At 61.0% G+C, this 21,499-nt stretch carries 15 protein-coding genes; 12 read left to right on the top strand and 3 right to left on the bottom strand.

Annotated features, from left to right (window positions below; all coding sequences use genetic code 11):
- Positions 1-88: 88 nt before the first annotated feature.
- Positions 89-682 (top strand): hypothetical protein, encoded by a 594-nt coding sequence (locus F812_RS26385; protein ID WP_156827265.1) that lies wholly within the window; start codon positions 89-91, stop codon positions 680-682.
- Here the strand turns inward: F812_RS26385 and F812_RS0105020 are convergent.
- Positions 679-1,104, bottom strand: a complete 426-nt coding sequence (locus F812_RS0105020) for a hypothetical protein (protein WP_020084868.1) — start codon at positions 1,102-1,104, stop codon at positions 679-681. The two genes, F812_RS26385 and F812_RS0105020, sit on opposite strands and share 4 nt — an antisense overlap.
- Before the next feature lie 269 nt (positions 1,105-1,373).
- Here F812_RS0105020 and F812_RS0105015 point away from each other — a divergent pair, with 269 nt between their 5' ends.
- The 3 genes from F812_RS0105015 to F812_RS0105005 all read left to right on the top strand — a co-directional run bounded on the left by F812_RS0105015 (position 1,374) and on the right by F812_RS0105005 (position 8,047).
- A complete protein-coding gene (locus F812_RS0105015; protein WP_020084867.1) occupies positions 1,374-5,690 on the top strand; it encodes a strawberry notch family protein in 4,317 nt (1,438 codons plus the stop codon).
- Between the two features lie 84 nt (positions 5,691-5,774).
- A complete protein-coding gene (locus F812_RS0105010; RefSeq protein ID WP_020084866.1) occupies positions 5,775-6,800 on the top strand; it encodes a DUF7146 domain-containing protein in 1,026 nt (341 codons plus the stop codon).
- Between the two features lie 305 nt (positions 6,801-7,105).
- Positions 7,106-8,047, top strand: a complete 942-nt coding sequence (locus F812_RS0105005) for a DUF2493 domain-containing protein (protein WP_020084865.1) — start codon at positions 7,106-7,108, stop codon at positions 8,045-8,047.
- 317 nt (positions 8,048-8,364) lie between these two features.
- Here F812_RS0105005 and F812_RS0104995 read toward each other — a convergent pair whose 3' ends face one another.
- A complete protein-coding gene (locus F812_RS0104995; RefSeq protein ID WP_020084863.1) occupies positions 8,365-9,156 on the bottom strand; it encodes a hypothetical protein in 792 nt (263 codons plus the stop codon).
- A gap of 552 nt (positions 9,157-9,708) precedes the next feature.
- On the opposite strand from F812_RS0104995, the gene F812_RS22620 reads away from it, so the two are divergent.
- The 4 genes from F812_RS22620 to F812_RS0104970 all read left to right on the top strand — a co-directional run bounded on the left by F812_RS22620 (position 9,709) and on the right by F812_RS0104970 (position 13,524).
- A complete protein-coding gene (locus tag F812_RS22620) occupies positions 9,709-12,123 on the top strand; it encodes a ParB/RepB/Spo0J family partition protein (RefSeq protein WP_083929076.1) in 2,415 nt (804 codons plus the stop codon).
- Between the two features lie 157 nt (positions 12,124-12,280).
- Complete coding sequence (locus F812_RS0104980) at positions 12,281-12,526, top strand: hypothetical protein (RefSeq protein ID WP_020084860.1); 246 nt, start codon at positions 12,281-12,283, stop codon at positions 12,524-12,526.
- A 10-nt stretch (positions 12,527-12,536) separates the two neighbouring features.
- Positions 12,537-12,935, top strand: a complete 399-nt coding sequence (locus tag F812_RS22615; RefSeq protein WP_020084859.1) for a hypothetical protein — start codon at positions 12,537-12,539, stop codon at positions 12,933-12,935.
- 175 nt (positions 12,936-13,110) lie between these two features.
- A complete protein-coding gene (locus F812_RS0104970; RefSeq protein ID WP_020084858.1) occupies positions 13,111-13,524 on the top strand; it encodes a hypothetical protein in 414 nt (137 codons plus the stop codon).
- Positions 13,525-13,633: 109 nt separating this feature from the next.
- On the opposite strand, the gene F812_RS26380 is transcribed toward F812_RS0104970, so the two are convergent.
- The gene (locus F812_RS26380) at positions 13,634-13,903 is read right to left on the bottom strand and encodes a hypothetical protein (protein ID WP_156827264.1); all 270 of its coding nucleotides are present in this window, start codon (positions 13,901-13,903) and stop codon (positions 13,634-13,636) included.
- A 1,419-nt stretch (positions 13,904-15,322) separates the two neighbouring features.
- Here F812_RS26380 and F812_RS26375 point away from each other — a divergent pair.
- The 4 genes from F812_RS26375 (at position 15,323) to F812_RS0104935 (ending at position 21,466) form a co-directional block, all read left to right on the top strand.
- Positions 15,323-15,613 (top strand): hypothetical protein, encoded by a 291-nt coding sequence (locus F812_RS26375; RefSeq protein WP_156827263.1) that lies wholly within the window; start codon positions 15,323-15,325, stop codon positions 15,611-15,613.
- A gap of 738 nt (positions 15,614-16,351) precedes the next feature.
- The gene (locus F812_RS0104945; RefSeq protein WP_026867856.1) at positions 16,352-16,747 is read left to right on the top strand and encodes a FixH family protein; all 396 of its coding nucleotides are present in this window, start codon (positions 16,352-16,354) and stop codon (positions 16,745-16,747) included.
- Positions 16,748-16,757: 10 nt separating this feature from the next.
- Positions 16,758-18,317: an efflux RND transporter periplasmic adaptor subunit gene (locus F812_RS22610; protein WP_020084853.1), complete on the top strand. Its 1,560-nt coding sequence runs from the start codon at positions 16,758-16,760 to the stop codon at positions 18,315-18,317.
- Entirely contained in the window at positions 18,314-21,466 is a 3,153-nt protein-coding gene (locus F812_RS0104935; protein WP_020084852.1) for an efflux RND transporter permease subunit, read from the top strand. The genes F812_RS22610 and F812_RS0104935 overlap by 4 nt, the downstream gene beginning before the upstream one ends.
- Positions 21,467-21,499 lie beyond the last annotated feature (33 nt).

Raw genomic sequence — 21,499 nt, 5'->3', positions numbered from 1 at the left:
AATCAATTTCAGGATGAAAGGGCTGAATTGACATACCGAGCATCTGTTACTCTAAGTGTGATAATGTATCTTATGGAAATTATGTTGTTTGGGCTTTTTATTCACGTTTCTGAGCCCGTTCTATCAGACTGCCGCCAGTAACGGCACACACAAAGTCTGGCTTGCGTCTTGTCGTATCGCGCGCTGGCAATGGACCAATCTGCGCCTTTCAGACAAGGCCAAGCCTTGCTGGATCCGAATTGACTTTAGTCTTTACGCTGATCATAATCAGACTATGCAGTATGACGACTTAAGCAGTGAAATACTTGAGAGCGCATTTTTTGTTGCCGGTGTTCCGTCATTTTTTCGAAGTGACGAGGACGTGTTGGCCCGTCGTGCTGCTGAAACGGCGATTGCATTTTTATCGCTGATTGACGATGCGTCCGGCAGACCGGTTGTTTTTAGCGGAACGCTTGCGAGGCCCGAGGCCATCATCAGCCTCGTTTGGACAGGGTCCGAGGGGATGGAGGACCAGACTGTGATCGACTTTCTTTACGATGGTACATGGATGGCGCATTGGCAACTGGCGGGTACTCGGGCTTCATGCGCCGGTAGAGATTTAGAGACACTGAAGGTACTAGGGCTGCCCTTGGTTTTTAGAAATCATGCACCTCCGTCTGCCTTCGGCCCGTCAGGGCCTTAGTCCCTGCACCGGTAAGACTTCCAATAGTCATTCAAGAGCTTGCTGTCGGGCAAACTCCCCCCATTATAACGCTTGGTATCGCGCAAAACGCTGCACATGCACTGTGCGGCTTCGATGTCGGCATCATCTTTATCCGTGTGACCTTTAGCCTTTTTCCGGTCGCCAATGTGATTGCGCTCGCATTTTCGGGCTTCGCGAGTGAGCTGGTCCAGAAGGTCATTGGAAATCACAGTCTGAGCGAGGAGGAGAACTGCCTCTCGCGTGTCCGGATCGGCAAGGATCTCGCGAGCTAAGCCGTCGCTACCAGAGAGCTGATCAACGGCAGCCCCTGCAGTTGCGCCGCGCGAGGCCATCAGCTCCTTCACCGATGCGGCTATGCTAAGGATCGACGAAAGTATGGATAGAGATTCCCCGATGGCCATTCAGAGCTTCCCTCGACAGAGCTGCAGACAGTGACCTGAGAGCCTTCCTTCTTTCACTCAGAGGTAGAGTCCTGGGCTGCAAGGTCAATGATTAAATGGCTACCTCAAAATAATCCCTGCTGGTTCTTCCCCACAGGACGCGGACCCAACGGCCCTACCCCAAACGTTCTCCCCGAAAAGAAGAGGATGGCATCGCATGCGGCGCCGCAGAGCGGCTTTGCAGAGGGCAAGGCAGCTCCAGCGGCTCAAACCGCAACGATGGAGCCATCATGCAAAATTCCAACATCCTTCAGGAGAGCCCTGCACGCACCCAGTCCAACACACACGCCCCCGCGCAAGCCAAAGGCACCCGCATCCTTGAGGCGGCCCAGCTGCTTGTCCCGCTCCTCGAGAAGGGGACCAAGATCGAAACCCACGCCCTGCGCGATACGATGCGTAGCGTATTTCAGGCAAACGACAATGAAGGCCTATGGCAATGGAAGGATGCGTACGAGGCCTGCGAAGCCGCACTCGTCATCTTCCTGCAGACGTACCTTCCCGCCATGCGTCAAGGCGCAGGCGCGCCGCGCAATGTTCTGCCGATGCTGCGCTCCCTTGCCGATCTCATCCCAACGCACACCCGCCGCTCGGAAGACAGCCAGGCCTTCCAGCAATTCTCCACACCCCTCGAACTCGCCTTCATCACCGCCGAAGCCGCCGCCATAACTGAGACCGACAAAGTGCTCGAACCCTCAGCCGGAACCGGCATGCTGGCTGTTCACGCGCACGCCCTGCAGGCCAAGCTCGTCCTCAACGAGCTTGCTACCACACGCGCCGATATGCTGGCCGCATTGTTCCCCAACGCCCACCTCTCTCGCTTCAACGCGGAAAACATCGACGACTACCTGCCCCGCGCGCTGCGCCCCAGCCTCGTGCTCATGAACCCGCCATTCTCGGCCAAGGCCAATGTCGCAAGCAAACATCAGGGCATCGACGCGCTCCATGTCCATGCCGCCCTCAAGCGCCTCGCCCCCGGCGGACGCCTGGTCGCCATCACGGGCCGCGGATGCGTTCCAGCAAACCCCGCGTATCAACATATCTTCGGCAAGATTGGCGATCTCGGCCAGATCCTGTTTTCAGCCTCCCTCGACGGCCGCTTCTTCGCCAAACACGGCACGGCCATCGAAACCCGCATCACCGTCATCGAAAAGGACTCCGCGCTCGCCGCGCCCCCTACCTATCATAACGACATCACCGATCCGGCCCTGCTCCTCGATCTCATCCAGAACTGCCTTCCACCGCGCAGCGTCCCAAACATTCCGGCCCTTAGCGAACCTGCCGCTTCCCCGATCGCGCTGCTCTCCACAACAAAGCCCCGACCCGCACCGCACGTGCCGGCCGCCAAAACCCCCGAACCGCAGAACATTGTCGAACTCGACTACCACGAGCGCGCGGACGCCGCCGAAATCCGAGCTACCAGCGACACTATTTACGAGCCGTACCGTCTCGATTCCATCGCAATACCCGGCGCCAAACCACATCCCTCCAAGCTCATGCAATCGGCGGCGATGGCCTCCGTTAAGCCCCCTGTTCCCACTTACCGTCCGCATCTTCCCGCGAAGCTGATCGAGGATGGCATCCTCTCCGATGCCCAGCTTGAAACTATCATCCTGGCCGGTGAGGCCCACAGCCACTATCTCTCCGGCAAATGGCTCCTGGGCGATAATCCCCACACCCTTCAGTCCGCCAAAGACGATGACGCGGCGGCCATCACCTACCGCAAAGGATTCTTCATCGGCGATGGCACCGGATGCGGCAAGGGCCGCGAGGCCGCCGGCATCATTCTCGACAACTGGCTTAAAGGCCGCCGCCGCGCGCTCTGGATCTCAAAAAACGACGCACTTCTGGAAGACGCCCAGCGCGACTGGTCCGATCTTGGGCAGGAGAAGTTGCAGATCGTCCTGCAATGCAAATTCTCACCCGGAAAGCCCATCGTCCTCGATGAAGGGATCCTGTTCACCACATACGCTACGTTGCGATCCGCTGGCACCAACAGCAAAGGCTCCCGCCTGCAGCAAATCCTCAACTGGCTTGGTCGCGATTTCGATGGGCCAATCATCCTCGATGAAGCCCACGCTCTTGCCAACGCCTCCCCCGGCGAATCCGATCGCGGCAAGATCGAAGCCTCGCTACAAGGCATCGCCGGCCTTTCCCTACAAAACGCCCTGCCCCACGCCCGCATCACGTACGTGTCAGCAACCGGCGCAACCGTCGTCGAGAATCTCGCCTACGCTTCCCGCCTTGGATTCTGGGGCGGGGCCGACTTCCCGTTCGTCACCCGCGCCGAATTCATCCAGGCCATGCATGCCGGCGGCATCCCCGCCATGGAAGTCTTGGCACGCGATGCCAAAGCTCTGGGCCTTTATACCGCCCGCACGCTCTCGTTCGAGGATGTCGAGGTCGACATACTGGAACACGCGCTCACGCCCGAGCAGATCCGCATCTACGACTCGTATGCCGAAGCCTTCCAGATCATTCATCACAATCTGACCGACGCGCTCGATGCCGCCAACATCACAAGCCCGGTGGACGGTACCCTCAACGGCCAGGCCAAGAGCGCAGCCAAAGGCGCCTTCGAATCAAACAAGCAGCGCTTCTTCAACCACCTGATCACGGCCATGAAGATCCCGTCCCTAATCAGGGTTCTGCAGGCCGATCTCAATCACGGTAACGCTCCTGTTATCCAGCTGGTCACAACATCGGAAGCCCTCTTGAAGCGCCGCCTAGCCCTCATTCCGCCCTCCGAATGGGGCGATCTCGATATCGACATCACCCCCCGCGAATACGTGCTCGACTATCTGCATCATGCTTTCCCAATCACGCTGTACGAGACCTTCTCCGACGACGACGGCAAGCTCCATTCCCGCCCCGCCATGCACGATGGCCAACCCGTCATCTGCCGCGAGGCCGAGCGCCTGCGCGATGACATGATCGAAAGCCTCGCAGCCCTGCCGGCCGTCCAATCGGCCCTCGATCAAATCATCCAGCACTTCGGAACCGATATCGTTGCCGAGGTCACAGGCCGCAGCCGCCGCATCGTCAAAAAGACCGGCGCTCAGGGCCGGTCCGTGCTCGCCGTCGAAAATCGCTCCGGCTCGGCCAACCTCGCCGAAACCGCCGCCTTCATGGACGATCGCAAGCAGATCCTGATCTTCTCCGACGCCGGCGGCACCGGGCGCAGCTATCACGCCGCACTCACCGCCAAGAATCAGCGCCGCCGCATCCATTATGTGCTGGAACCCGGCTGGAAAGCCGATGCCGCCATTCAGGGCCTCGGGCGCACCAATCGCACCCATCAAGCCTCTGCTCCCGTTTGCCGCCCCGTGGCCACAGACGTGCGCGGTGAAAAGCGCTTTCTCTCCACCATCGCCAGACGCCTCGATACCCTCGGCGCTATCACCAAAGGCCAGCGCCAGACCGGCGGCCAGGGCCTGTTCCGCCCGGAAGACAATCTGGAAAGCCCCTACGCCCGCACCGCCCTCAATATCTTCTACCAGCAGATCATCCTCGGCAAGATTCCGGAGTGCTCGCTCGAAGACTTCGAAGAGGCGACAGGCCTTACGCTTTCACTCGACGCCGGCGGGATTCGCTCCGAAATGCCGCCCATGCAAACCTTCCTCAACCGCATGCTGGCGCTCAAAATCGAGATGCAGAACGCGCTCTTCGCGCATCTGGAAAACATCCTGGCCGGCATAATCGAACACGCGATCTCCGAAGGCCGCTACGAAATCGGCCTCGAAACTATCACCGCGCACAGCCTTCTGATCACCAAACGCCAGATCATCGACCGTCACAAGAGCGGGGCCGAAACCCTGCTCTATGAGGTTGAGCGCAAGAACCGGACCGCGCCCATCACCCTCGAGCGCGCTATCGAGATTGCCATCGACGCCAAGGCCAAATTCGTCCGTAACGAAAAATCCGGCAGTGCCGCTCTTCTGGTCAACGCCCCCTCGCGCACAATCGACGACGGCTCGGTCGAACGCCGCTATCGCATCCTGCGCCCGCTCGAAACCGATTACCTGAGCGAAACCAGCCTGCACCTCTCTTCCTGGAAAGAATGCGGCCGCGAGACGTTCGAACATCTCTGGGCGGCCCAGCTCGCTAAAATCCCCGAGTTCGTCACCTCTCGTCTGTTTATCGTCACGGGCCTCCTGCTCCCGATCTGGAACCGCCTGCCCGCCGATCACTGCCACATCTATCGCTTCACCACCGATGACGGCGAAAAAGTCATCGGCCGCCCCGTGAACCTGACCGATCTTGCCAATCTCGGGCTCACGCCCACCTTCGAACAGCCGGGCGAAGCCTACGACCACCTGATCACCGGCGGCATTATCGACCTGGCCGAAGGCTTGAGGCTGCGCAAGGTCAGCGTCATGTACGCCCCGCGCATCGAACTCACCGGCTTCAACGACATCAGCCTGCCCGGCCTCAAGGCCATGGGCCTCACTACCGAGATAATCGCCTACAAACTGCGCCTGTTCGTGCCTATGGGCGATGACACGAACGACGTCCTCGACAGACTCCTCAAACGCTATCCCCCGCGCTGATCCCTTCTCGCTGCCTACCCGCGCCTCTCTCCGGCCGAAGCCGCGGAGGGGAGGAGGCCACATGGCGCTCGAAAGGACACGCGTATGAGCAAAGATGCCAATGAAATTGCCAGGCTGCTTTCCCGCCATGCCTTGGCGGTCTGCCAGACCTATCTCCCCAATGGCCGCAAGACCGGAAATCACTGGATCATCGGCAACCTCGCCGGCGCCAAGGGCCGCAGCATGCACGTGCGCTTGCAGGGCCCCGATTACGGACCCGGCGCTGCCGGGAAATGGGCCGACAAAGCGACAGGCGAGCATGGCGATCTTCTCGACATTATTGCCGCCGCCAACGGCAGCATCTCCTTCCCCGAAACCCTCGAGGAAGCACGCCGCTTTCTGTCCCTTCCCCAACCTCTACCCGCGCGAGAGCCAACACCTTTCACGCCCTCCAATAACGCCGCGAAGGCCATGCGCCTTTTCCACTCGGGCAAAAACCTCCACGGCACCCATGCTGAACGCTATCTGCGCGGCCGTGCCATTACTGCATCGCTACAATACGAGGCGTTGCGTTTTCATCCCCATTGCTACTATCGCGAAGACGATGATGCGCCCCTGCAATCCTTCCCCGCTCTTCTCGCCGCAATCACCGATCTGTCCGGCACGCTGACCGGCGTCAATCGCACCTGGCTCGATCCGGCAACGCCCGCCCTTGCTTCGATACTCGATCCGCGCCGCGCCATGGGTCGCATGATCGGCAACGGCGTGCGTTTCGGCCTTGTCCGCGACGTCCTTATCGCCGGCGAGGGCCTTGAGACCGTTCTCTCCATCCGTACGCTTCTGCCCTGGATCCCTGCCGTATCGGCCCTGACAGCCGACCACCTCGCCCTTTTACACCTGCCGCTCTCATTGCGCCGCCTCTACGTCGCCCTCGACAACGATCCCGCCGGCGACATGGCCTGGGCCACCCTTTCGCGCATCGCTCGTGCCCAAGGCACCGCCGCCTTTCCACTCGTCGCCGCGCTCGATGACTGGAACGGCGATCTGCGCCGCCTCGGCTTTGCCGCATCGCGCGATCGGGCCCTCGCACAATTGCGCCCGGAAGATATCGCCCCGGCCCTGTCCCTTTGAGTCGATCACCCCCTGCGAGCCAAGCCCGATCCGTGCTCGCCTGTCGGCATAGCCACTGTCGGCATCCGCACCGACCGCGCGGGACTGTTCTCCCAGCAAAGCAGCGCACGTGGGACCACGGCCTTTTGAAGACGCGATCATGCCAGAGCCAGCGCGGGGTCAACCCAGAGGGTCGGCGCGTTGCGCCGCCTTGCGCGCGGACAAGTCCGCCGCGCTGCGGTGACACCCGCTTACTGGCTCAGGCAAGAGGATCGCGAAAGGCCGTGGTGGTCCACGGCTCACAACTTTATCCAAGGAGAAATGTCATGTCCCACTACGATCATTCCGAGCTTGCCTCCTACGAAGGCTCCGCTACCGCCGCCGTTATCGAAGGTCTCCAGACCTTCGGCTACACCCCCTCGGCTGACGAAATCGACCACCGGCCTTTGCCGGAAACCGAGGATATGGACCAGGCGATTTCCGCAATGTTCCAGATCATGTCCGATACCCTGCAGGACACCGCCTTGGAGCCCGATCTCGAAGATCTCCTCTGGTCGCTCGCCAACCTCTTCCACCGCAAAGCCGGCACCGTGCAGCGCCAGCTCGATGATAACGAATCCCGCCAGCGTTACTCGCAAGACCAGCAAGACGGCTCGGAAGTCCGATCCGTCGAGCTCGAAAACCTCATCGCGCACGGCCTGGCCATCCTGCAAAAGCGCGACCTCTTCGAATCCTGCCGCGATCTTGCAGGCGCGCATTTCGAAGCCATCACCGGAAGCGCATGGCGCCCCAAGGCCGGCTCGCTTGCCAACCGCAAGGCCATGACCGCCGCCGTCATCGACTCTAAGGACTTCATCAAAGCGAAGAAATACAAAGAGACCAACACGCTCACCCCTCCCGGAACGCTCTTCGCCCTCTCTGGCGGAATCGACTTCAACAACGTCGCGCTCATCTACGAAAAACTCGACGTGCTCCTGCAGCGCTTCCCCGACATGATCCTGATCCATGGCGGCGCCTCCAAAGGCGCAGACCATATCGCCGCCACCTGGGCTTCGGCCCGCGGTGTGACACAGCTGCCGTTCAAGCCCGACTTCACCCGCTGGGGCAAGAGCCGCGCCGGCTTCATGCGTAACGATGAGGTCCTCAAGCTAGAACCGCGCGGCGTTCTTATTTTCGACGGCACCGGCGTCCAGCACAACATGGCCGACAAGGCCAAAGCCGCCAAAATCCCGCTCAACGATTACCGCACCCAGAAGGTCGCGCGGTGAACGATGAGCGCCCATGCCCTGAGCGCTTCGCGGCGCTCTGGGTTTTTCAGCAGACGTCTGCCGTGGGCCGGCTGACTTCCTGCAAATCGCGATGATCCGTTCCTCGGTGAACCTGCTCTTACGCATCGTCCGTCACCTTTTCGGAGGCTACGGACTCTACCTAAATCAGCAGGAGAGCGAGAGTTTCAGGTCGCAGTCAGTGCTCGCAATCTAACCCTGCCCGTTTAAAGTCGCGCGTGACGGCTCTATGCGAGACTTCATAGAACACCTTTTTGCCGTCACACACAGATGCTGCCGGAACACTTTAGGCGTCTTTTTTAGTTTCGGCTGTCGCTGGTCAGCAGTTGATTGAACAATTGTTTGGATCGCGTTTTGTAGGCTTGCTCCACACAAGCATCTTCATGTGCCCCACCTGCGTTTTGGCACATTACGAAGTCCTGCAGGATCAGCAGGCGCTCCCGCGCAACCGTTGGCACATCGGGCATTGCCGGGAGTACTATATCGCCGGCGGTCGGGCCGTTCGGGTTCAGGCTGCAGAGCGTGCGATAGGTGTCGTAGACCGCGAGGCTTACGGGCAGGCGTGACTTGTGCATGTTATCGCTTGCAAGACGCTCTGCTTGGGTCCGTGTGGCTTCATCTTGAGCGCATTGAGCGGATGTTTGGACTCCGCGCATGCGTTCGTATGCAACGATCATATCTATGGCCGGGCCTATGGCGGGCTTGCCCACCTCCAGCAGGATGGATTCGGTTGCGGTGCGCAGCCAAGTTTGGCGGTCGGAGGCTGTTATCTCGGGCGAGGCTTGGGAGCAGGCCGATTTGGTGACTTCGAGAAGCGAAGGCGCAAAATCTCTGCTCGGGCCGTTCCAGACTTCCCACAGCGTACGTCTCAGCAGCAAGGGCGAGCCGAAATAGCGGTCGTGCATGCATTGGGCGAGCGTATGCTGTCCCGAGGCTGCCGTGAGGACGACCAACATTCTGGCGTATGTCTCGGCTGTAAAGTCTTTACGTTCGAGCTGGGCCCGAACATCGGTCGCAAGCGTCACCTCGATGCCGAACACAATGAAGCATCCGACAAGAGCGGCACAGGCAATGCGCTGTCGCAGGTTCATGGCGTGGCCCCGATGCTAGTCAAAGCGGGAGTACCATTGGTCGGCACCACGCCCAAATTTAGGCTCGACGGTTCATCGCGTGGTATCTAACAACGAAATTAACATTGGCCTCGAACTGCCAACATGCGACCCCCGGCGAGTTTAACACCCCATGAACGCTGCGCCACTCGATCTCGGGCCCGAATCGCCGCTCCGCTTCAAAAAGAAACATGCCGCCTGAAAACGATCCAACGCCGAACTCCGCGTCATCTCTGCAGGCCGACACCTAACAGCACCGCATACGCCGGTGTGCCCCCTTTTCCTGTGCGTTCGGATACGTCACACTCTGTATTGTGAAATCAGGCTTTCCGAAAAATTCTCGAAGCTCGTCTGCCCGTCGGCGATCCCCTTCAGTCTATTCTGAGCCCCTCAAAATCAAGATTGCTGGCAAGGATGACGCTCCGCTGTCCATATCCCAGCTCAGGGACGGCGTATATGAAGCCGTCCGCCAGCTCCTACCTTATGACAAGCATTACCGCGTCAAGCGCGTTGCGCTCTATCTGACCGTCATCGATGAAAACGGCCAGCCTGTGCAGATCTCGCCGACCGGTGAATGGACCATCTATCCCTACCAGTGCGCCGCCGAGGACTTTGACGACTAACAACCCCTTACATCGGCGTCTGGAAACCGGCCCAGCCCGCACTATTTGCTCCGAACCTGACCAGCCAACCTCCAATCATCACACAGCAGAGGTCGAGCCCGCCCCCGAGGGGGCGAGCCGGAGGCTGCGCCAGAGAAGAGACTCGATCGCCTTGCTCCCGGCACCCCCCACCCCAACCAGGAGCTTTTCCATGACCAAACCGAAGACCCCCGACGCCGCGGAGCCCGTGCAGATCTATCCAATCCGTATGATCCCGCTCAACCTCCTCGATGTCGATGAGGCCAACGTCCGCCAGACCAAAAACGGCGTGACCATCGACATGCTGGCCGACGACATCGCCCATCGCTCGCTGATCCAGTCGCTCAACGTGCGGACCGCCAACGATGCCGATGGCAACCCAACCGGACGCTTCGGCGTCAAAGCCGGCGGTCGCCGCCTCAAGGCGCTGCAGATCCTGGTCAAGCGTAGCCACATCGAGCCCGACCAGCCGATCCCCTGCATCGTCAAGGACAGTGGCAACGCCACCGATGACAGCCTGGCCGAGAACGTATTCCGCGAGCAGCTGCACCCGCTCGATCAGTTCAAGGCATTCAAGGAACTCGCCAACCAGGGCATCGCCGATGCCACCATCGCCAAGCGCTATCACGTCACCGAGCGCTTCGTGCAGCAGCGCCTGAAGCTCGCCAAGGCCAGCCCCAAGCTGCTCAAAGCCTTCCAGGACGAGGACATCAGCCTGGAACAGTTGCAGGCTTTCTGCATCACCGACGACCACAAGCGCCAGGACTCTCTCCTCAAGCTGATCAAGGGCGGCCAGCGCTACGGCGCCTATGACATCAGAAGGACGCTGACCGAAGATTCCATCGAAGCCGACGATCCGCGCGCACGTTTCGTGGGGCTTGACGCCTACAAGGCCGCGGGCGGCACCCTGATGCAGGACCTCTTCAAGGAGGAAAGCGGCCCCTGGCTGCAGGATCCTGTCTTGCTCGATGAACTCGCCACCGCAAAACTGGAGGCCGTGCGCGCCGACATCCTCGCCAAGGGCTACAAATGGGCCGAAATCTGCTTCATCGGCAGCTCTATCTGGGATCTCAAACGCAACCTGGCCACAATCCCCAACCTTCCCTCCTCCCTCACCAAGGAGGAGACCGCTCAGGAAGAGCAGCTCTGCAGCGAGCACGACAATCTGATCGAGGAGATCGAAAATACTGGCGAGGAGACCTCTCCGCGTAAGGCCGCCCGGCTCGAAAAGATCCGTGCCATTCTGATTGAACTCCGCAACCGCCCGCCACGCATGTCGGCCAAGCAGATCGCGCGCTCCGGCGTCCTCATCAGCATCGATAGCGACGGCGATCTCAGCATCGAGTACGGCTTTCTCAAACCCGAGGACGTCAAGCAACCGAAAAAAGCCGCCACCAAATCCTCAAACGCCGCCGACGGCGGCGCCGAACTCGACGCGGACGCTGGCGAACCCGGCGAAGACCAGGATGAAGACGACAGCGCCGAGTATGTCCGCGCCGATAACAATCCCGGTGCCATCATCGCGGGCAAGCCTCTCTCCGACAGCCTGGTGCGCGATCTCACCTCCTACCGCACCGTCGCGCTGCAGAACGCCCTCGCTCAAGACTTCAACACGTCCTTCCTCGCTGCCCTGCACGCGTTCTGCCTCTCGCTCTTCTACCGGCGCGGTCAGTTCCACCAGAGCACCGACTCTCACAAGGCCTGCGCCAAGATTGCCCCGACGCTGACCGAGTTCCGCGGCGTCCAGGGTCTGGAAGAGTTCGAACCGCAAAAGCAGATCACCCAGCGCCAGCAGCACTGGCGCGAACGCCTGCCCGAGACCTCGGACGCGCTTTGGAATGCCTTGAACCTGCTCTCCAACGAGGAGCGCGGCGATCTCTTCGCTCACTGCGTCAGCCTGACCCTCGACGCCGTGCATGGCAATCAGGCCCGCTCATCCTCGGCGCTGCATTCTGACCAGCTCGCCGAAGCCGTCCACCTCGACATGGCACAAGCCGGCTGGATCTCCACAGCGGCCAACTTTTTCAGCCGCATCAACAAGGAGCAGATCATCCAGGCTGTGAAGGAAGCCGTCCCCGCCAAGGCGGCCCTCATCGACCACCTCAAAAAAGGGGTAATGGCCTCCGAAGCCGAGCGCATCATCCAGGATATCAACTGGCTCCCACCCTTGCTGCGCGCCCCGTTCGCAGCAATGCCTGAGACTCACACCAATGCCTCTGCCGAGAACACCCCGGCTGATGCCAAAACCGAGTTACCGGCCTTCCTGAAAGGCGGCCTCAACGGCGCGTCCCCCCCGCCTGCCGCCTAGCCGGAACGCCCCGCGCCTCAAACCCTACCTCCCACACACACCGAGGCGCGGGGCGCTTCTTTACAACCTCGATGGCTCGGGACGCATGGCCGTTCTCGATCGCTCCGATACCCATTAACCCGCCAACCCGAAAAGGAGACTGCTTGCAGCACCCGCAATGACCACCACTCCCCGACACTCCCTCTATCGACGAACCCATTCCCTCACCACGGAACTCCTGTCCGCCGCGATCGCCGCCCACCATATCCACGGCCTGCTCCTGTCCGGCAACGACACCGATGCCCTCGGCCAGATGACCAAGCTCATCCAGCACATGCACGTCGCCATGCAAGACCGCCGCGAAATTACCCGCCTCATCAAAAAAGGCGTGCTCTCCCCGCCCTCCGCCCGGCCGCGCGGTTAGGAGGCGAGCCATGACCGACCCACAATCCCAAGAACTCTGGATTACCCTGCGCTTCAAAGGTTATGCCGAAGCCTCCGCACCGGCCCTGCGCGTCGCAGAGCTCACCCTTGCCGACCTGCAAGCTCATCTCGAGCGGCGCCATGGCGCGTTGCCGTTCGCGATCACGCAACCGGGCGAGATCATCGAAGTCGAGGAAGATGCCCAGATCTACGGTACCCAAGAACTGGAGCCGCTCTACGATCACGCCATGACCATCGGCTTTTCGCTGCGCTCGGCCCATCCGCTGGGTGAAGACCTCTCAGCTCCGCAGATCCGCAAAGCCCTCTATCGCCGCCTTGTCAGCCTTACCGACAACGAGCTTGTGGAAGCCGCCGGCGCGCCTTTCGATACCTACAAGGTCGATACCTAAGAAGTCGATCACTCCACCGATCCAATCCCATCGCGTCGGAACATCTACGACCACGCCCGGAAAAACTCGGCGGCGATCTCTGCATCACGGAATCGATTTGCTAGACCCCCGTTAAAATCCGCCCCCGCTTGCTCAACAAACAGTTTGACCCCGCAGCTTTGCCGCCGAGGACCGCATGCACCGCTTTCTCAACGCGCTCGCGTACCTTGCGTTCGTTGTTTCCAACGCCCCCGCCGCCGGCTTTGCCGCGCTCGGCACGGCTTTTGATCATCCCTCTCCATTGGCTGTCGCCGCTTTCGGTGCTGCCGTGCTCCTCGCTCCTGCTGCCTTGAGCGCCGCCTGCTACGTTAAAATCGATGCCCCTGACCTTTTCGGCATTGCCTCCGGAGAGCTGCGCTACACGTCACTCTTTACCCTGCCCGTCATCCTGATTGCGCTCTATCACTTGGCGATCGCCGACTATTCCCAGGCCGTCCACGATTTCGATTTCGCGGCGATCCTCTGCGGCCTTGGCGTTGTCATCGCCCTGTTCGGCGAGGCGCTTCCCCTCCGCCCCGACGATGACCGGGGCGACAGCCAGAGCCTTTAGAGGAAGAGATGCGTGCCAGCCGGGCAGGCCGGCTGCGCGCCAGAGAAAGCCCGCGCCCGGCTGTGAGCACCACCTCTACGGATCGTCCATCAACAGTTGACAGCAGGAATCATCCTAGCGACCACCAAAACTCCGCCTCGCCCGTCACGGAAAGACTGGCCCAGCCTTCACAGGCCCAAAGGCATGGAAACCAGCCCGCTGTTTCGCTCCATCCTCGCCGGTCTGGGCTGACCGTCATCACGGATATGCTTGAAAAGTGCTCCTTTGGGAGATCGTCAAAACGTAATGCCCGGATGCCGCGCCTTCTCTCCCGTTCTGTCAGTCCCTCCAGGCTCAGCATCGACGCAAAACGATCAACCTCGGCAAGGATGAGATCCATACTGCACGTCTCGCAGGCGCGAGATTGCGGCCTTGATCTTGCTTACGCGCGTGGCAGAAACTATCTCTCCTCTAGGGCGCCGGATCCGCGCCCGCCGAGGTAGTGCGCATGAAGCTCGTTCGCACCATCCTTGCTATTTTTATCAGCGCGGGGCTTGCTCTGGCGCCGGTGCAAGCTGCGTATGCAATGCGCATGGTGCCGATGGCGTCGATGGAAATTGCGGCCGACGCGACACCGCTGACCGATCAAGAATGTTTCTGTTGCGACGTTAACGTCCGGTGCCCCGTGAATATGTGCGCAACGCACTGCGTGCAACCGGCCCCGGTTTCCGATTTTACCTTTGGTATGGCCCTGACCCGCTACGCGCTGCGTAGTTGCGTGCCATACTTGCACGACGGGCTCAATTGGCAGCCCCCCACTCCGCCTCCTCGAGCTTGATCCTTCACACATGAAAAATGCGAGCGGCGACGCTCGGCATTGACGCTGCGCAGCTCGACGCTGCGCGGCGCGTGAAGACCTTCCAAACTCGGGAGTAACAACAATGCTGAAATCTTTAGCCGTTGCCTTGGCATTGGCCTCGGTGGCCTTTGCGGGCTCCGCCGGGCTGGCGCCGGCGCAATATCAGCCAGGTAAGCAGTGCGCAATGCCCATCACGAAGGGTGGTTGCCCAATATGGATACCGGCGCCGCAGCCGGGTCCGACGCTGCCCAAGCCGCCACGCAAATAGCTGCCGGTACGCCAGGCCCGTGGCCAAGCTGCGGGCCTGGCGCGCAGCGCAGCTCAAGTCTGCGCGGCCAAGTTATTCAAAAACTCGGGAGTAATAGGCAATGCTGAAAACTCTAAGGATCGCTTTTCTCGTGAGCACGCTAACGGTCACGGGATTTGCAGCAGTAACGCAGGCTCACCACAAGGTTGGGCACTGCATACCGGGCATCTTCAGTGTCGGGTGTCCAGTAACGCCGCAGGTACCGCAACTACCGAAACCCAGGTCGTAACCGCTGAGCGGTAAAGCATCGAGCGTGCGTACTCGGCGAGTGCAATTTGCCGACTGAGATCAGCTTTGCAGTGATGCGGGAGATCAATGTGGAGCGATGGCCAGGGAGACGACAGCCGCATTCCGAAGCTCGGCTCTGATTTCGCGGGACAAAGGCAACCTTCTGAACTGCCATGGGGCCTCCAACTGCCACTCATGTCCGTTTGCCGACGGATAGCACTCACTTGCCAACCAAATCTCTTCGCACGCTCGACGAGAGCGTTTGTGCCAGACATCGAACCTGAACCGCGTATGAACGCAACGTTCGGGTTTGCTTCACGTGCGCTCTTCTTTGCTGGCAGATCGACTGCGGGAACCGGTGGGCACACCGGCAGTTAGCGTGTGCGACGCGCCGGAAGGATCAGTCGAGCAATGGAGATAAACTCATGAACAAGACTATTCTGGCAAGCAGCGTGTTGCTGTTGTTGGTGACCACACCCCTTGTGTCTGCATTCGCGCACGACGACTATGACAGGCACACTCGCAATCACCGGAAGCACTACCAGTTCCACAGCGGCGTTGGCGAAACCCATGCGCGCGCCCACGAGGACGGGTTCTCCAGCAGGCGAGAACACCGGGCCTATCATCGAGCTCTTAAAGATCTGCACGGAGAGTTCCACGAAGATCATCCCAATACGCGGCATGATCATTACCCATCATCCAGCCGCTATCGGTGAAATGTAACAACAAGGCAGGAGGGCTTGCGTCCTCCTGCAGCCATGGCTGGCGACAGCCGCACCGTGGTCATTCAGTGCCATGTGGCCATTCAGCTTTCCATTGCGGGCCCGCGATTGATCTCTCGCATTGGCCCCGCACCTGCTCGCTAGGCGCTGAGAGATTGCTGAAAAATGAATCGTATCCTTCTAATTCAAGATGGAACGTAAAACTCAGGCAATTAATGCTCTTAAGTGAATGAACTCCGGAATTGACGAAACCCCGGCCCTACCCCATCATGTAACGACCTGCAATTTGAGCCAATCATGTCGTTGAGGCGCGCCATTGCTATGTTGCTGCTCACCGTGGGGTTTACCCTGGGGTCGGTGATCGGTGTAGCCGTGGCCACCGAGCAGGCCTTGGCTCAGCCGTGTCCGATGCATGACCAGGGTACCGATGGCCCATGCTGCAAAGGTGATTGCACGGGTGCCATGGCAGGCTGCTCCGTTAAATGCTCGGTGCCGTTTGGTGCGGCCTTGGTGCCGGACACTGCGCAGCTTGTGCAGGGTGCAAGTGCGCAAGTCCTCTTCTGGGATGCAGATGCCTACAACCCGTTTGTAGCTGGGCCTCCCCCACCCATACCCATCGTCTAATCTCCTGATCGATCGCGCGAGTCTGCGGGCCGCTCTCCGAGCGCGTCCGCTGCTGATCGCGTGCGCAGCGCATCGCTGCTGCCCAATTACATAATCGAGGAAGATGAGATGAGAACCGACATCAGAGCGCGGCTGCTCGCTGGCCTTATGGTGGCTTCCAGCCCCATGGCAGCTTTCGCAGCGGCTCAGGACTACGCCTTCGAGGCGGTCAAGGCCGAGGTCCGCAACGGTCCCGGCAGCGATATTGCTATACGGCTCGTCCACAAACCGAGCGGCAAACCCGTCGAAGGAGCGATCATCTTCCGCACGCGCCTCGACATGTCTCCCGATAACATGGAGGGCATGACGACCAAAGTCGAACCGCTGACCGAAAGCGAGCCTGGGGTCTATAAGTTCAGGGCCGACTTCACGATGGCTGGCGGCTGGGCTTTGAAGCTCCAGGCCAAGGTGCAGGGCGAGCCCGAGACCGTGCAGGGCACCGTCGTCTTCACCGCAAAGGATTGAGGACCAATCCATGCGCAAGTTGGCGTTCGTCCTGGCAGGTCTTTTGACAATCTTGGTGCCGACCGCGGTCGGCTACCGGATCGGCACCGGCCATTGGCCCTCCGTTCCGTCCTCGCTCATGGGCGAGGACGCGTATCAAGCTGAGTCTCCAGGCGCAATGCCTCAAGCAAGCCGTCGGGTTCTCTATTGGAAGGACCCCGACGGCAAGCCCGCTTATGCGGCCAACCCTGCCAAGACTGCCGAGGGCCGCGATTACGTGCCCGTCCATGAGGACGAAGAGCCGCTTTTGCCGGGTGATAAGCCTTCCGCCGCGCCGGCCGCTGGCAGCGAACCTGGCTCCACGGGCGAGCGCAAGATCAAATATTACCGCAATCCGATGGGTCTCCCTGACACGTCACAGACCCCGAAGAAGGATTGGATGGGGATGGACTACATCCCTGTCTATGAGGGCGAAGAGGATGAGGACGGCTCGTCGGTCAAGGTCAGCCTCGACAAGATCCAACGCGCCGGCGTGCGCTCCGAGCCGGTCGAAATGCGCAAGCTCTCGCATCCCGTGCGCGCGCCCGGCGTCGCCAAGATCGATGAGCGCACCATCCGTGACGTTGTACTGAGAGCAGACGGCTACATCGAGAAGCTTTACGTCGCTGAAACCGGCAAGCACGTTAAAGCTGGCGAGCCGCTGTTCCGCGTCTACAGCCCCGACATCGTCAGGGCGCAGGTTGATTTCCGGGTTGCCAAGGAGGCAACGGCCGGTCGGTCGCGCGCCGACGCCGAGAGGGATCTCGCCGGCGCCGTGCAGCGACTCGAAAACCTCGATGTGCCTCAAGGTGTGGTCGAGGCCTTGCGGTCGGGCAAGGACCCGATGCCGACCAAGATCGACTGGCCGTCGCCGGTCGGCGGGGTCATCATCGAAAAGAAGGTCATCGAGGGCCAGAGGGTCAACGCCGGCGACCTGCTGTACAGGATCGCCGACCTCGGCAGCATCTGGGTTGTGGCCGACGTGGCCGAGCAGGAGCTCGGTCAGATCAAAATCGGGGACCCCGCAACGGTCATGTTCCGCGCGTTTCCGGGCGAGAACTTCACCGGCCGCGTCACCTTCATCCTGCATGAGCTGGAAATGCAGACGCGGACCGCCAAGGTGCGCATCGAGGTCGCCAACCCCGAACACCGCATCCGGCACGACATGTACGCCGATGTCACGATCGAGGTCGGTCAGCAAGACGGAGAGCGTCTTGCAGTACCCCGGTCGGCTGTCCTCGACACGGGCGTCCGCCAGGTCGTGCTGATCGACAAGGGCGAAGGCCGGTTCGAGCCCCGCCCGGTTAAGCTCGGCATGCGTGGCGACGGATATATCGAGGTTCTGGAGGGACTGATCTCCGGTGACAAGGTCGTCACGACCGCCAACTTCCTGATCGATGCCGAAAGCAATCTCAAGGCTGCTCTCAAAGGCTTTGGGGCGGATACACCTGCCCCGGTCGAGCCGGCGTCACCCGCTGCGGCACCGACGTCCGAGGACGAGAAAAAGGATAAAGGCCGTGCCGACGCGAAGCCCATGGGGACCACGCCATGATCGCAAGGCTCATCCGCTGGTCGGCCAATAACCTCTTGCTCATCGCCATCGGCGTCATCCTCGCGACAGGGTTCGGCGTATATGCGGTCAAGAACGTACCGCTTGATGCTATTCCCGACCTCTCCGATACCCAGGTCATCATATACACCGACTACCCCGGCCAGGCGCCGCAGGTGGTCGAGGACCAGGTTACCTATCCTCTCTCAACCGCGATGCTCTCGGTGCCGAAGTCGCGTGTGGTGCGCGGGTTCTCGTTCTTCGGCGTGTCGTTCGTCTACGTCATCTTCCAGGACGGAACCGACATCTATTGGGCGCGCTCGCGTGTCATCGAGTATCTGAGCGCCGCCCAACGCAATCTGCCTTCCGGCGTGACGCCGACGCTCGGGCCGGACGCGACCGGCGTCGGCTGGGTCTACCAATATGCGGTCGTGGCGGCTAAGCGAACGCTGGCGGAGTTGCGCGCGACGCAGGACTGGCAGATCCGGTACGCGGTTGCAAAAGCAGAAGGCGTCGCCGAGGTGGCGAGCGTCGGCGGTTTCGTCAAGCAGTATAGCGTCGTCGTCGATCCGGCCCGCCTGCGCAGCTTCAACATCCCGCTCACCAAAGTGCGCGAAGCAATCCGCGCCAGCAACACCGACGTGGGCGGACGCGTTGTCGAGCTTGCCGAGACCGAGTTCATGGTGCGCGGCCGCGGATACATCCGCAGCATCGAGGACCTGGAGAAAATCGTTCTCAAAGCACAAGAGGGCGCGCCGGTGCTGCTGCGCGACGTGGCGCGCGTCGAATTGGCGCCGGACGAGCGGCGCGGCATCACGGAGCTGAACGGCGAAGGCGAGGCGGTGAGCGGCATCGCAGTGCAGCGTTACGGCCAGAACGCCCTCGACGTGATCGAGAACGTCAAAGCGCAACTCCAGGCCATCCAGGCGAGCCTGCCCGCAGGAACCGAAGTCATTCCGGTCTACGACCGTTCCGAACTCATTCACCGCGCTATCGACACCCTGAAGCGGACACTCATCGAGGAAAGCATCATCGTTGCCATTGTCTGCGTCGTCTTTCTGCTGCATGTGCGCAGCGCTTTCGTGGCCATCCTGACGCTGCCGCTGGGCATCCTCATCGCCTACATCCTTATGCACGCGTTGGGGCTGTCCTCAAACATCATGAGCCTGGGCGGCATTGCGATCGCCATTGGCGCAATGATCGACGCGGCCATCGTGATGGTCGAGAACGCTCACAAGCATCTGGAGCGCGCGCCACCCGACAAGCCGCGCACGGAGGTGCTGATCGAGGCGGCGAGCGAGGTGGGTCCTGCGCTGTTCTTCTCTCTGCTCATCATCACCGTGTCGTTCCTGCCGATCTTCACGCTGGAAGCGCAGGAAGGGCGGCTGTTCCAGCCGCTGGCCTATACCAAAACCTTCGCCATGGCCGCGGCAGCGTTTCTGTCGGTCACCCTGGTGCCCGCGCTCATGGTCATTTTCGTGCGCGGACGAATCATTCCGGAGCAGAAGAACCCGATCAACCGGTTCCTGATCTGGATCTACCGGCCGATGATCCGCGGCGTGCTCAAGGCTAAGACGCTGACCATTGCGCTCGCCTTGGCCGTGCTCGCCGTGAGCGTGTGGCCGGCGACGAAGCTAGGTTCCGAGTTCATGCCGAACCTGAACGAGGGCACGCTGTTCTATATGCCGGTGACGCTACCGGGTCTCTCGATCACCAAGGCGGCAGAGCTTCTGCAAACCCAGAACAAGATCATCAAGTCGTTTCCGGAGGTGGACTCGGTGTTCGGTAAGGCCGGCCGCGCGGCGACCGCAACCGATCCCGCTCCGACCGAGATGTTCGAGACCATCATCAACCTTAAGCCCGAGGACCAGTGGCGGCCGGGCATGACGGTGGAAAAGCTCACCTCTGAAATGGACAAGGCCCTCCAGTTCCCCGGCGTCTCGAACGCCTGGACCATGCCGATCAAGGCGCGCATCGACATGCTGGCCACCGGCATCCGCACCGTGGTCGGTGTCAAGGTGATCGGCAAAGACCTGAAGGAGATGGAAAAGCTCGCACGCGAGATCGAGGGGGCGATCAAGACGGTGCCGGGAACGGCAAGCGCCTATGCGGAGCGCATTATCGGCGGCTACTACCTTGAGATCGAGCCGGACCGCGACCAGCTCGCCCGCTACGGGCTGATGGTCGGCGACGTCCAGGATGTCGTCGCCACCGCGCTCGGCGCTGAAACAGTGACCACAACAGTCGAAGGCCGAGAGCGCTACGCGGTTAGCGTGCGCTATCCGCGCGAGTTGCGCTCCGATCCGGAGGCCATCGCCCGCGACGTCTACGTGCCGATGGAGAACGGATCGTCAATCCCGTTGAGTCAGGTGGCGAAGGTCAAGCTCACGACCGGCCCAGCCAGCATCCGCACCGAAAACGCCCAGCTCGCCGCCTACATCTTCGTCGATGTGCGCGACCGCGACCTCGGCAGCTATGTGGCGGATGCGAAACGGGCGGTTGAGGCGAGCGTCCAGTTTCCAACCGGCTATTACGCCGTCTGGAGCGGTCAGTTCGAGTACTATGAGAGGGCCAAGGCGCGCCTCTTGATCGTCGTGCCGCTGACGCTCGTGATCATCCTCCTGCTGCTCTACCTTAATTTTCAGCGCGTGACCGAGACGCTGATCGTCATGCTCTCGCTGCCCTTCGCCCTTGTCGGCGGACTCTGGTTGATGTGGTGGTTAAATTTCAATCTAAGCGTCGCTGTCGCGGTCGGCTTCATCGCGCTTGCCGGAGTCGCCGCCGAAACCGGCGTGATCATGCTGATTTATCTGGACCACGCCTGGCAGCATAAACGCGACCAAGCCGTCTTGTCGGGACGAGCGTTGACACGCACCGATCTCTACGACGCCATCATGGAGGGCGCGGTCGAGCGCGTGCGGCCCAAGATGATGACCGTGATCGCCATCATGGCCGGCCTGCTGCCGATCCTGTGGAGCCACGGCACCGGCTCCGAGGTCATGCAGCGCATCGCCGTGCCAATGATCGGCGGCATGGTGTCCTCGACCGTGCTCACCCTCTTGGTCATTCCGGCCATCTACGCCCTGGTCAAGGGCTACCGCCTGCCCAGGACGGCCGCCCCAGAGGTCGCGCAAGCTGAGGGCGTAGCATGATGAGGCGTTGGGTAAGACGTGAGCGCCGGCGAC

The sequence above is a fragment of the Hyphomicrobium zavarzinii ATCC 27496 genome (assembly GCF_000383415.1).
GTDB classification, from domain to species: Bacteria; Pseudomonadota; Alphaproteobacteria; order Rhizobiales; family Hyphomicrobiaceae; genus Hyphomicrobium_C; species Hyphomicrobium_C zavarzinii.
This window is presented reverse-complemented; position numbering and strand designations above follow the sequence as displayed.